We start from the raw sequence: 11,977 nt of genomic DNA on the forward strand, positions 1-11,977 counted from the left end.
AGCAACACCTGGTTAACACTGATGATCAGGTCAGACCTGTTGGGCAATGATGCTCAGGTCGTAAATTACAGGTGAGTGCAATGAGCAAAGCGCAGCCGCTGCTGACGCGTCAGGGCGAACGTATCGCCATTACCCACGGATTACGCACCCCGTTTGCCCGCCAGGCAAGCGACTTTCACGGCATTCCGGCGCTGGAGCTGGGGCGCATGGTGGTCAGCGAATTAATGGCGCGCAGCGAATTGCCGGTGGAGGTGATCGATCAGCTGGTGTTCGGCCAGGTGGTGCAGATGCCGGAAGCCCCCAACATCGCGCGTGAAATCGTGCTAAGCAGCGGACTGAACGTGCACACCGATGCCTACAGCGTGAGCCGCGCCTGCGCCACCAGCTTTCAGGCGGTGGCCAACGTGGCGGAAAGCCTGATGGCCGGGACCATTGATGCAGGTATTGCCGGTGGCGCTGACTCCTCCTCGGTGCTGCCGATTGGCGTCAGCAAAACGCTGGCGCGCGCGCTGGTTGATCTCAACAAAGCCCGCACCCTGAGCAAAAAATTACACATCTTACGCCGCCTGCGCCCACGCGATCTGTTGCCGGTGCCGCCGGCAGTGGCGGAATACTCCACCGGTTTACGCATGGGCGACACCGCCGAGCAGATGGCCAAAACGCACGGTATTACGCGTGAGCAGCAGGACGCGCTGGCGCTGCGCTCGCACCAGCGTGCAGCGCAGGCCTGGCAATCCGGCGTGCTGGCACAGGAAGTGATGCCGGCATTTGTGCCGCCGTGGAAAGCACCGATAGAGCAGGACAACAACATTCGCTTTAACGCCAGTGCGGCGGATTATGCAAAGCTGCGTCCGGCGTTTGACCGTCGCCACGGCTCGGTCACCGCGGCCAACAGCACGCCGCTGACCGATGGCGCGGCGGCGCTGATTCTGATGCGCGAAGGGCGCGCGCGTGAGCTGGGCATTACACCGCTCGGTTACCTGCGCAGCTATGCGTTTGCCGCGATTGATGTCTGGCAGGACATGTTGCTCGGACCGGCTTACGCATCACCGCTGGCGCTTGATCGCGCCGGCATTACCCTCGGCGATCTGACGCTGATCGACATGCATGAAGCCTTTGCCGCGCAGACGCTGGCCAACCTCAGGCTGTTTAACGATGAACGCTTTGCGCGCGAGGTGCTGAAGCGCGATCGCGCGCTGGGCGAAGTCGACGAGACGCGTTTCAACGTGCTGGGCGGTTCCATCGCCTACGGTCATCCGTTCGCCGCCACCGGCGCGCGCATGATCACGCAAACGCTGCATGAGCTGCGGCGGCGCGGCGGCGGCTTAGGGCTGGTGACCGCCTGTGCCGCTGGCGGATTAGGCAGCGCGATGGTTCTGGAGGCCGAATAATGAGCGAATCTGCATTCCATTTACAGATGCGTCCGGATCACGTTGCGGTGATCACCATTGATGTTCCGGGCGAAAAGATGAACACCCTGAAAGCGGAGTTTGTGCCGCAAATCCGCGCGGTGCTGGCAGAGGCGCGCAGCAATGCGCAGCTGGCGGGCATCGTGCTGATTTCGGGCAAACGCGACAACTTCGTCGCCGGTGCGGACATCAGCATGATCGCCAGTTGTGAAACGGCGCAGCAGGCTGAAGCGCTGGCGCGGCAGGGACAGGAAGTGATGGCGGAGATCGCCGCGCTGCCGTTCCCGGTGGTCGCCGCCATTCATGGAGCCTGTCTTGGCGGCGGGCTGGAGCTGGCGCTGGCCTGCGATGCGCGCATCTGCTCGCTGGATGAGAAAACCCGTCTTGGCCTGCCGGAGGTGCAGCTCGGCCTGTTGCCCGGTTCCGGCGGCACCCAGCGGTTGCCGCGTCTGATTGGTGTGCAGCAGGCGCTGCCGCTGATCCTCAGCGGCAAACAGCTGCGCGCTAAGCAGGCGCTAAAGCTTGGCCTGGTGGATGATGCGGTGCCGCAGGCGATACTGCTGGCAACCGCCGTGGCACGTGTACATAAAGGAAAGCACGCCGCACGCAGCCTGTCGCGCCGCGATCGCCTGCTGCAGGGGCCGCTGGCGCGTCCGCTGCTGTTTGCGCTGGCCAAACGCCAGACCGACAGTAAAACCCACGGTAACTATCCGGCCACCGACCGTATTTTGCAGGTGGTGCGCATCGGGCTGGAGCAGGGCAGCGCCGCCGGTCACGCTGCCGAAGCGCGCGCGTTTGGCGAACTGGCGATGACGCCGCAGTCGGCCGCACTGCGCAGCCTGTTTTTTACGTCCACCGCTCTGAAGAAAGAGCCGATGGCAGATGCGCCGCCGCGCCCGCTGCAGCAGATTGGCGTGCTGGGCGGCGGGCTGATGGGCGGTGGGATTGCCAGCGTCACCGCGCTGAAAGCCGGTCTGCCGGCGCGAATTCGCGATATCAACCTTAACGGCGTTAACCACGCGCTGCAGTACAGCTGGGATTTGCTGAGCAAAAAGGTGAAACGGCGCCAGCTCAAGCCGGCGGAACGCCAGCAGCAGATGGCGCGCATCAGCGGCGGCACCGATTATCAGGGCTTCCGCCAGCGCGATCTGGTGATCGAAGCGGTGTTTGAGGATCTGGCGCTGAAGCAGCAAATGGTGGCCGAGATTGAAGAACACTGTCAACCGCACACCATCTTTGCGTCTAACACTTCGTCGCTGCCGATTGCGCAGATCGCCGCCGGCGCGCAGCGCCCGGAGAATGTTATCGGCCTGCACTTCTTCAGTCCGGTAGACAAGATGCCGCTGGTCGAGGTGATTCCGCATAGCGGCACTTCAGCACAGACGCTGGCCACCACGGTGGATCTGGCGCGTCGTCAGGGCAAAACCGCCGTGGTGGTGGCTGACCGTCCCGGCTTTTATGTTAACCGCATTCTCGCGCCCTATATAAATGAAGCCATGCGCTGTCTGCTGGAGGGCGAGCCCATTGAACACATTGATAGCGCACTGGTGAAATTTGGTTTCCCGGTCGGCCCGCTGCAGCTGCTGGATGAAGTCGGTATTGATGTCGGCAGCAAAATCAGCCCGATTCTTGAACAGGCCTACGGTTCACGCTTCAGCGCGCCGCAGGCGGTGAGCGCTATCCTGGCCGACGATCGCAAAGGGCGCAAAAACCAGAAAGGTTTTTATGATTATCAGCGCACGCGCTGGCCGCGCAAACGTCAGGCCGATGCCAGTCTGTACCGCCTGCTGCAGTTAAAACCCCAGGCGAAACAGAGCGAGCAGCAGATCGCCACGCGCTGTGTGATGCTGATGCTCAACGAGGCGGTACGTTGTCTCGACGAAGCGGTGATCCGCAGCGCCCGAGATGGCGACATCGCGGCAGTGTTTGGCATCGGGTTTCCGCCGTTTCTAGGCGGGCCGTTCCGCTATATTGACCAGCGTGATGCGGGCGAGATCGTCAATACATTACGCACATTAATGCAGCAATACGGTGAGCGTTTCGCGCCGTGTGAGGCGCTGGTGGCTATGTCAGAAGGGCAAACGAATTTTTACACTTCTGCACAATCGTGAATAGCCGCACGGATTCAGCGGGTTAGAATCGGGGCCGCGCAGTGCCTGGCGCGGCACCATTCTGAGATGTGCTTATTTAATAAACAACCGGTTGACTATACTCAAGCCATTGGGGTAAAACACAGCGTTCATTCGCAGAATGAAGCGTCTGGTGCTGTGGTACCCGGCGATATCGACAAACAACAGCGGTGCTTTATGCAAGTTTTTATCATGCGTCACGGCGACGCAGCTCTGGAAGCAGCGAGTGATGCGGTTCGTCCTCTTACCCTGTGTGGCTGCGACGAATCACGTCAGATGGCGAGCTGGCTGAATGTTCAGACGCCGGGAATCGATAAGGTGCTGGTCAGCCCTTATCTGCGCGCCGGGCAAACGCTCGCCACGGTACGTGAAGCGCTGAAACTGCCGGAAGGGCAGGAAGTGCTGCCAGAACTGACGCCAGGCGGCGATCCGGGCATGGTCGCCTGTCATTTACAGGCGCTGGCAGTGCAGGGTGCGCACGCGGTGCTGGTGATTTCGCATCTGCCGCTGGTCGGCTATCTGGTTTCCGAACTCTGCCCGCAGGAAGCGCCACCGATGTTCGCCACCTCCGCCATTGCCTGCGTGGAGTTTGATGCCGACGCCTGTGAAGGCAAGCTGGCGTGGCAGGTGAGTCCGGCCAAATTAGCCAAAGCCATGTAATTCCCCGTCATACTTCAGGCCGCAGCTGCGTTAGCTGCGTCAATTCACCCCAGTCACTTACTGATGTAAGCTCCTGGGGATTCATTTCCTTGCCGCCTTGCTGCAACCTGAATTATTTTGGGGAATGATGTGCGCTCAAACCGCAACTGCGTTGGCTGAGTCATTTCATCCCAGGCACTTCTTCGCATAAGCTCCCGGGGATTCATTCCCTTGCCGCCTTGCTGCAACCTGAATTATTTTGGGGAATAATAGAGATCACTTTATTTCCCACTCGCAGTCCCTTTGCCGGTCAGGGTAATTCCGGCGGTTGCCACTCTTCGACTTCAATCAATACCAGCAGCGCGGCGTCGCCGCCAAACAGTTTGGGTGCCTGGTGAAACGCCATCACGTGCGGATGCTGTGCCAGCCACAGCGGGGTTTGCTGCTTGAGAATGTGCTTGCCGTGGCCGGTCATCACGCTGGCACAGAAAATATGCTCGCGGCGGCAGGCGGCAATCAGCGCGCCGAGTTCCTGTTTCGCCTGAAGCTGGGTTAACCCGTGCAGATCGAGAAAAATCTCTGGCGTGTAATCGCCACGCCGTAATTTTTTCAGCTCGTAATGGCTGACGTCGGCGCGCACGTAGCGCGTCGGCCCGTCGCTGGAGAGCAGGGGCTGAAACTCATCGGAGAAATAATGGCTGTTATCGGCCTGCTCAGACAGCAGCCGCTTCAGCGGCACTTCACGGCTTTTCACTGCCGGTTTGTGCACGATCGTATCCTGTTTCAGCTGGCGCGTACCGCTCATTAGCTGGCGGAACAGCGCCTGGTCGTCCTGGCTTAGCGGCGTCTTTTTACTCATGTCTCAGTGAATCATCAGAAATGGCGGGTGTCTGGCCGTTACCTTACCGCTAAGCGTCAACAAATGTCAGCTTTTTCACCTCGCTGCGCTGAATTCTGCCCGGCTTCATGGCACACTATCGGCCGATTGATTTTATGGCCTGCGGAGGGCTACGTGGACAAGATTTTCGTCGATGAGGCAGTGAACGAACTGCACACCATTCAGGATATGCTGCGCTGGGCAGTAAGCCGCTTTTCGGCGGCGGGCATCTGGTACGGCCACGGCACGGACAATCCCTGGGACGAAGCGGTTCAACTGGTGCTGCCGACGCTGTGGCTGCCGCTGGATATTCCGGAAGACATGCGCCACGCGCGTCTGACCGCCAGCGAACGTCACCGCATCGTGGAACGCGTAATCCGTCGCGTTAACGAGCGCATTCCGGTGGCCTACCTCACCAACAAAGCCTGGTTCTGCGGCCATGAATTCTACGTCGATGAGCGTGTGCTGGTGCCGCGTTCACCGATTGGCGAGCTGATCGAAAACCGCTTTGCCGGCCTGATCGACGGTGCGCCACGCCACATTCTCGACATGTGCACCGGCAGCGGCTGTATCGCCATCGCCTGTGCGTACGCCTTCCCGGAAGCGGAAGTGGATGCCGTGGATATCTCCACCGACGCGCTGGCCGTGGCTGAACAGAATATTGAAGAGCACGGCCTGCTGCATCACGTCACGCCGATTCGCGCCGATCTGTTCCGCAATCTGCCGCAGGTTAAATATGATCTGATCGTCACCAATCCGCCGTACGTCGATGCCGAAGACATGGACGACCTGCCGAACGAATATCGCCACGAGCCGGAGCTCGGCCTGGCCGCGGGCAGTGACGGCCTGAAGCTGGTGCGCCGCATCCTGGCCTGCGCGCCGGACTACCTCAGCGAGCAGGGCGTGCTGATTTGCGAAGTCGGTAACAGCATGGTGCACATGATGGAGCAGTATCCGGACGTGCCTTTTACCTGGCTGGAGTTTGATAACGGCGGTGACGGCGTGTTCATGCTGACGCGCGACCAAATCGTCGCGGCGCAGTCGCACTTCTCATTCTATAAAGACTAAAAATCGGGGCGAGCGCTCGCCCGCAACATCGCAACAAGGAACCCCCATGGCCGGAAACAGCATCGGACAACTTTTTCGCGTTACCACCTTTGGCGAGTCGCACGGTATTGCGCTTGGCTGCATTGTTGATGGCGTGCCGCCCGGCATCCCGCTGACCGAAGCCGATATTCAGCACGATCTCGATCGTCGTCGTCCCGGCACTTCGCGCTATACCACCCAGCGCCGCGAGCCGGATCAGGTGAAGATTTTGTCCGGCGTGTTTGAAGGCGTCACCACCGGCACCTCCATCGGTCTGCTGATTGAAAACACCGACCAGCGTTCGCAGGATTACAGCGCGATTAAAGATCTGTTCCGTCCCGGCCATGCGGATTATACCTACGAACAAAAATATGGCCTGCGCGACTATCGCGGCGGCGGCCGCTCCTCGGCCCGCGAAACCGCCATGCGCGTGGCGGCCGGTGCCATTGCTAAAAAGTATCTGCAGATGAAGCACGGCATCGTGGTGCGCGGCTATCTGGCGCAGATTGGCGACATCGCTTGCGAACTGAAAGACTGGAGTATCGTGGAAGATAACCCGTTTTTCTGCCCCGATGCCGACCAACTCGATGCGCTGGACGAACTGATGCGCGCGCTGAAAAAAGAGGGCGACTCCATCGGTGCCAAAGTCACGGTGATGGCCGAAAACGTGCCGCCGGGCCTCGGTGAGCCGGTGTTCGATCGCCTTGACGCCGACCTGGCCCACGCGCTGATGAGCATCAACGCGGTGAAAGGGGTGGAGATCGGTGATGGTTTCGCGGTAATCAACCAGCGCGGCAGTCAGCACCGTGATGAAATCCGCAGCAACGGTTTTCAAAGCAACCATGCCGGCGGCATTCTCGGCGGGATCAGCAGCGGCCAGACCATCAGCGCCAACCTGGCGATGAAGCCCACTTCCAGCATCACCGTGCCGGGCAACACCATCACCCGCGACGGCGCGGAAGTGGAGATGATCACCAAAGGCCGTCACGATCCCTGTGTCGGCATCCGCGCGGTACCGATCGCGGAAGCGATGATGGCGATTGTGCTGATGGATCACCTGCTGCGCCAGCGTGGGCAGAACGCTGACGTCAACAGCAGCGTCCCGCGCTGGTAAGCCGCATGATACGTCGCCTGCTTCTCTCCCTTGCCGCGCTGCTGTGCAGTGCGGCCAGCCTGGCTGCCACGCCGTGGCAGCAAATCCATCAACCGATTGCCGGCAGCCCGCAGTCCATCGGCAGCTTTGCCAACGGCTGTATCGTCGGGGCGCAGCAGCTGCCGCTCAACTCGCCCAACTATCAGGTGATGCGTCAGGATCAGCGCCGCTATTACGGCCACCCGGACCTGATCGCCTTTATCCAGCGCCTCAGCACCCAGGCGCATCAGCTGCAGCTGGGCCAGGTGCTGATTGGTGATATGGGCATGGCCGCCGGCGGACGCTTTAGCAGCGGCCACGCCAGCCATCAGACCGGTCTCGACGTGGATATCTGGCTGCAGCTGCCGCAGAGCCGCTGGACGGCACAGCAGCTGCTCAAGCCGCAGCCGCTCGATCTGGTTGGGCCGGACGACCGCCAGGTGATTGCGCGTCACTGGCAGCCGGAGATCGACAGCCTGATCAAGCTGGCGGCGAAAGATGACGACGTCACGCGTATCTTCGTCAATCCGGCGATTAAAAAGCAGCTTTGTGCCGATGCCGGTAGCGATCGTGCGTGGCTCCACAAAGTGCGACCGTGGTTCGCCCACCGGGCACACATGCACGTGCGCCTGCGCTGTCCGCCGGGCAGCCTGGAGTGTGAAGATCAGGTGCCACCGCCGCCGGGCGATGGCTGCGGCGCAGAGCTGGAAAGCTGGTTCCTGCCGAAGAAGCCGGGCACTACGCCGCCGGTGAAGAAGTCGCCGCCGCCGTTGCCGCCTTCCTGCCAGGCGTTACTTGATAAGCATCTACTGTAGGAACCTGAGATGGATCTGTTTGTTGTCAGCCCGATGGTACTTGGCGTGCTGTTTCTGGTCGCGGTGCTGGCGGCCTTTATTGATTCCATCGCCGGCGGTGGCGGTCTGCTGACCGTGCCGTCGCTGCTGGCGGCCGGTCTTTCGCCGGCGCAGGCGCTGGCGACCAACAAGCTGCAATCGGTCGGCGGCTCCTTCTCGGCCAGCCTCTATTTTGTGCGGCGCGGCGCGGTGAAACTGCGCGAGCAGCGGCTGAATATCGCCATGACCTTTCTCGGCGCGATTGGTGGAACGCTGCTGATTCAGCATATTCAGGCTGAGATACTGCGCCAGATTCTGCCGCTGCTGCTGATCAGCATCGGGCTGTGGTTCCTGCTGATGCCGCGTCTTGGCGAGGCCGATCGCGAGCAGCGCCTGCACGGCCTGGCGTTTGCGCTGGTGGGCGGCGGCTGCGTCGGCTTTTACGATGGCTTCTTCGGCCCGGGTGCCGGCTCGTTCTATGCGCTGGCCTTCGTCACGCTTTGCGGCTTCAATCTGGCCAAAGCCACCGCCCACGCCAAAATCCTAAATTTCACCTCCAACTTCGCCAGTCTGCTGTTCTTTATGTTCGGCGGCAAGGTGGTGTGGGGCACCGGCGTGATTATGCTGCTGGGGGCGTTTATTGGCGCACGCCTCGGCGCCAGGCTGGTGCTGAGCCGCGGTCAGAAGCTGATTCGCCCGATGGTGGTGACGGTGTCTGCCGTGATGAGCGCTAAGCTGTTGTGGGACAGCCACGGCAGTGTCATTCTCGCCTGGTTTGCCGCACTGTAATCCGCACTCGTCAAAACCGGCCGCCAGTGCGACAATGGCGGCGGTTTGTTTAAAGATTAAAATATTATGAGTAAAGAGCACCATTATCAGCAGCTGGTGGAGATTTTTGACGGCTGCTTTGCTGAGGATTTTCAGACGCGTCTAATTAAAGGCGATGATGAACCTATTTATCTTCCAGCGGATGACACCTCACCGTGGCACCGCGTGGTGTTTGCCCATGGCTTTTACGCCAGCGCGCTGCACGAAATTTCGCACTGGTGCATTGCCGGTGAAGCGCGGCGCAAGCTGGTGGATTTTGGTTACTGGTACTGCCCGGACGGGCGCGATGCGCAAACGCAGGGCCAGTTTGAAGCGGTGGAGATTAAGCCGCAGGCGCTGGAGTGGCTGTTCTGTGTGGCAGCCGGCTTTCCCTTCAACGTCAGCTGTGACAATCTCGACGGCGATTGTGAACCGGATCGCATCGCGTTTCAGCGCAAGGTGCATGCGCAGGTGATGCATTATCTGCAGCACGGCATTCCGGCGCGTCCGGCGCGCTTTATTGATGCGTTAGCCAGCTATTATGGTACGCCTGCACTGACGGCGGCACAGTTTCCGTGGCCGGAAGATCTGTGAGCCGCACTCCGATAAATGAAGGATGATGAGAAGATGATCGTAGAATTCGAGTCCCGCATTCTGGCGCTGATTGACGATATGGTCGAACACGCCAGCGACGACGAACTGTTTGCCAGCGGTTATCTGCGTGGCCATCTGACGCTGGCAGTAGCGGAAATTGAGCAGAGCGGCGAACACACGCCGGAAGCCTTGCAGATTCAGGTTACCAACAGCCTGCAAAACGCCATCGCCGCCGGTGAGCTGTCACCGCGCGACCAGGCGCTGGTGGTGGGCATGTGGGATAACCTGTTTACCCAGGCGCGCCTCACTGCCTGACTGGCCGGGGCGATCGCTCGCCCCGCGCTTTAGCGTCCTGCCTTTTTCCCTTTCAGCAATTTGCGCACCCAGTAACGGTTGGGATGCAGCGCCGCCAGCGTGCTGCTGTCCAGCGGCTGCGGCTCGCCGCTCATTTGCGCCGCCAGCACTTCTGCCGCCAGCGGTGCGCTGCACAGTCCGCGCGACCCCAGTGCGCCAAGCACGAACAGGCTGGGATGCACCGGCGCTTCCGCAATCTGCTCGCCGCGCGCGCGCTGCGCCGGTAAATCCGCATACTCACTGAGCGTCGCCGCGTAATCCGGCACGCTGCCGCTCATCGGCAGGTGATCGCGCGTGGCGCAGCGCACGCCGCTGCGCGCTTCATCAGCGCTGACGTCAACCTGCGTCGGCCAGCTGACCTGCGGCAGACAGTTAATCAGCCGCTGGCGATTCTCCTGCTGATCGTCGGCGCGGAAAGCGGTTGTCGTTTCACCGCGATGGTAGCTGGCACCGATGCAGTGCGTGGCAAAGTTCGGGCTGACCGGGGTGAGATAGCCGTCGTAACACAGCACGGTGCGCAGCGGGTTCAGCGCCGCGTTGGTCGGCACATGGCTGACCTGACCGGCCACCGCATACACCGGCAAATCGCGGCTTTGCCCGATCGCCTGCAGCGCATGGCCGTTGGCCAGCACCACCTGCTGATGGCTTACCGCAGGCTGTTGGGCGAACTGCAGCGTCCAGCCTGCCTGCTGGCGGACCAGTTGCGTCACGCGATGCAGCCAGTGCATGCGCAGCCCCTGAGTCTGGGCATACTCCAGCAGATTGCTGGTGAGCTGTGACGGCGACAGCCAGCCGCCCTGTGGATAGAAAATGCCGCCGCAGTCGAGATCGACGCCGGCCAGCTGCTGCGCCTGCTGCGGGCTGACGCCGTGCGCCAGCTCGTGCGGCAGATCCATGCTCAGCATCTGCGCAATCTTCTCCGCGCTTTTGGCATCCCAGCCGAGCTGCAGCACGCCGCTCCACTGATGTTCGAACATCACCGGCAGCGCATCGTACAGGCGGCGGGCAAAGCTGAATGCCGCCGGGAAAAACGTGGCGAGCGCCGGATCGTGCTGGTTAAGCAGCGGATAAAGCGCGCCCTGACGGTTACCCGATGCGCCGAGCGCCGGGGCGGCATCGGCGCAGTACAGCGTAACCTGCCAGCCACGGCGCAGCAGCGCCAGTGCCAGCACCGCGCTGGCCACGCCGCCGCCAATCAGTGCCACCTCGCGGCTGGCGGCCTGCGGACGCGCATACCACGGCTGAGCCGGTAGCTGCCCGGGGGCGCTGTCCAGCACGCCGGTCAGCATTTCACGCTTGTGGCCGAAGCCTTTACGCTTCGCCACGCTGAACCCGGCCTGCTGTAAGCCCCGCCGCACAAAGCCCGCCGAGGTAAAGGTGGCGAAGGTGCCGCCGGGACGCGCCAGCCGCGCCATGGCGGCGAACAGCGAAGGCGTCCACATCTCCGGGTTTTTCGCCGGCGCGAAGCCATCTAAAAACCACGCGTCAACCTGGCCGTTGAGGCTGTCATCAAAAGTATCAATCAGCGCGTTAATATCACCCAGCCACAGATCCAGCGTCACCTCGCCGCCATTGAACAGCAGGCGCTGACAGCCGGGCAGGGCCAGCGGCCACTGCTGCTGTAGCTGTCCGGCCCACGGGGCCAGTTCCGGCCAGTGCGCGTGCGCGCTCACCAGATCGGCGTGGGTCAGCGGGTATTTTTCGCAGCTGATGAAGTGCAGGCGGCGCAAGCCGGCTTGCGGATGGGCGGCGCGGAAGCGATCGAACGCCTGCCACAGGGTAAGAAAGTTAAGTCCGGTGCCAAAACCGCTCTCGGCAACGATGAACAGATCGCGCGGATGTGCGGCAAATCGCTGCGGAAGATGGTTACCGTCGAGGAACACATAGCGCGTCTCCTCCAGTCCGTTGTCGTTGGAGAAATAGACGTCGTCGAACGCTCGGGAAACAGGTGTACCCTGATCGTTCCAGTTTAATTGCGCGTGTTCAACCGGGGATAACTTCACGGGAAAGGCTCATTTTTCAGGCAGTGGCGCGATTTTAGCGAGTGGCGTCACATGACGCAAATTTACAAAAGGAAATGGCTGATCGGACTTGTTCGGCGTACAACTGTAAGCTAG

General features: G+C 61.3%; 11 protein-coding genes. 9 read left to right on the forward strand and 2 right to left on the reverse strand.

Going from position 1 to position 11,977, the window contains the following annotated elements; all coding sequences use genetic code 11:
* Positions 1-80: 80 nt before the first annotated feature.
* The 3 genes from fadI to sixA all read left to right on the forward strand — a co-directional run bounded on the left by fadI (position 81) and on the right by sixA (position 4,198).
* Positions 81-1,391 (forward strand): acetyl-CoA C-acyltransferase FadI, encoded by a 1,311-nt coding sequence (gene fadI / locus C1N84_RS06030; protein WP_264442475.1) that lies wholly within the window; start codon positions 81-83, stop codon positions 1,389-1,391.
* Complete coding sequence (gene fadJ / locus C1N84_RS06035; protein ID WP_264442478.1) at positions 1,391-3,520, forward strand: fatty acid oxidation complex subunit alpha FadJ; 2,130 nt, start codon at positions 1,391-1,393, stop codon at positions 3,518-3,520. The genes fadI and fadJ overlap by 1 nt, the downstream gene beginning before the upstream one ends.
* Before the next feature lie 195 nt (positions 3,521-3,715).
* Positions 3,716-4,198, forward strand: a complete 483-nt coding sequence (gene sixA, locus C1N84_RS06040) for a phosphohistidine phosphatase SixA (protein ID WP_264442480.1) — start codon at positions 3,716-3,718, stop codon at positions 4,196-4,198.
* Between the two features lie 289 nt (positions 4,199-4,487).
* Here the strand turns inward: sixA and smrB are convergent, their stop codons facing one another.
* A complete protein-coding gene (smrB, locus tag C1N84_RS06045) occupies positions 4,488-5,036 on the reverse strand; it encodes an endonuclease SmrB (protein ID WP_021509156.1) in 549 nt (182 codons plus the stop codon).
* A gap of 153 nt (positions 5,037-5,189) precedes the next feature.
* Between smrB and prmB the strand changes: the two genes are divergently transcribed.
* From prmB to C1N84_RS06075, 6 genes are all read left to right on the forward strand, one after another.
* On the forward strand, positions 5,190-6,122 hold the full coding sequence (prmB, locus tag C1N84_RS06050) for a 50S ribosomal protein L3 N(5)-glutamine methyltransferase (RefSeq protein WP_021509157.1): 933 nt from the start codon (positions 5,190-5,192) through the stop codon (positions 6,120-6,122).
* Between the two features lie 46 nt (positions 6,123-6,168).
* Entirely contained in the window at positions 6,169-7,254 is a 1,086-nt protein-coding gene (aroC, locus tag C1N84_RS06055) for a chorismate synthase (RefSeq protein ID WP_058758410.1), read from the forward strand.
* 5 nt (positions 7,255-7,259) lie between these two features.
* Positions 7,260-8,087, forward strand: coding sequence for a penicillin-insensitive murein endopeptidase (mepA, locus tag C1N84_RS06060; protein WP_394541789.1), 828 nt, complete (start codon positions 7,260-7,262; stop codon positions 8,085-8,087).
* Between the two features lie 9 nt (positions 8,088-8,096).
* The gene (locus C1N84_RS06065) at positions 8,097-8,894 is read left to right on the forward strand and encodes a sulfite exporter TauE/SafE family protein (protein ID WP_152390613.1); all 798 of its coding nucleotides are present in this window, start codon (positions 8,097-8,099) and stop codon (positions 8,892-8,894) included.
* 66 nt (positions 8,895-8,960) lie between these two features.
* Positions 8,961-9,506 carry an elongation factor P hydroxylase gene (locus C1N84_RS06070; protein WP_058758412.1) on the forward strand — a complete coding sequence of 182 codons (546 nt, stop codon included), beginning with the start codon at positions 8,961-8,963 and terminating at the stop codon, positions 9,504-9,506.
* 33 nt (positions 9,507-9,539) lie between these two features.
* Positions 9,540-9,821: a YfcL family protein gene (locus C1N84_RS06075; protein WP_010617478.1), complete on the forward strand. Its 282-nt coding sequence runs from the start codon at positions 9,540-9,542 to the stop codon at positions 9,819-9,821.
* A 29-nt stretch (positions 9,822-9,850) separates the two neighbouring features.
* Here the strand turns inward: C1N84_RS06075 and mnmC are convergent, their stop codons facing one another.
* Positions 9,851-11,863 (reverse strand): bifunctional tRNA (5-methylaminomethyl-2-thiouridine)(34)-methyltransferase MnmD/FAD-dependent 5-carboxymethylaminomethyl-2-thiouridine(34) oxidoreductase MnmC, encoded by a 2,013-nt coding sequence (gene mnmC / locus C1N84_RS06080; protein ID WP_264442491.1) that lies wholly within the window; start codon positions 11,861-11,863, stop codon positions 9,851-9,853.
* Positions 11,864-11,977: the final 114 nt, after the last annotated feature.

This window comes from Pantoea sp. SGAir0418 (assembly GCF_043529865.1).

What these genes read in the sequence shown, in the direction of transcription:
- C1N84_RS06070 (WP_058758412.1), top strand. Translation starts at nt 8,961, where the DNA reads ATGAGTAAAGAGCACCATTATCAGCAGCTGGTGGAGATTTTTGACGGC.
- fadJ (WP_264442478.1), top strand. Translation starts at nt 1,391, where the DNA reads ATGAGCGAATCTGCATTCCATTTACAGATGCGTCCGGATCACGTTGCG.
- aroC (WP_058758410.1), top strand. Translation starts at nt 6,169, where the DNA reads ATGGCCGGAAACAGCATCGGACAACTTTTTCGCGTTACCACCTTTGGC.
- smrB (WP_021509156.1), bottom strand. Translation starts at nt 5,036, where the DNA reads ATGAGTAAAAAGACGCCGCTAAGCCAGGACGACCAGGCGCTGTTCCGC.
- C1N84_RS06075 (WP_010617478.1), top strand. Translation starts at nt 9,540, where the DNA reads ATGATCGTAGAATTCGAGTCCCGCATTCTGGCGCTGATTGACGATATG.
- sixA (WP_264442480.1), top strand. Translation starts at nt 3,716, where the DNA reads ATGCAAGTTTTTATCATGCGTCACGGCGACGCAGCTCTGGAAGCAGCG.
- mepA (WP_394541789.1), top strand. Translation starts at nt 7,260, where the DNA reads ATGATACGTCGCCTGCTTCTCTCCCTTGCCGCGCTGCTGTGCAGTGCG.
- fadI (WP_264442475.1), top strand. Translation starts at nt 81, where the DNA reads ATGAGCAAAGCGCAGCCGCTGCTGACGCGTCAGGGCGAACGTATCGCC.
- C1N84_RS06065 (WP_152390613.1), top strand. Translation starts at nt 8,097, where the DNA reads ATGGATCTGTTTGTTGTCAGCCCGATGGTACTTGGCGTGCTGTTTCTG.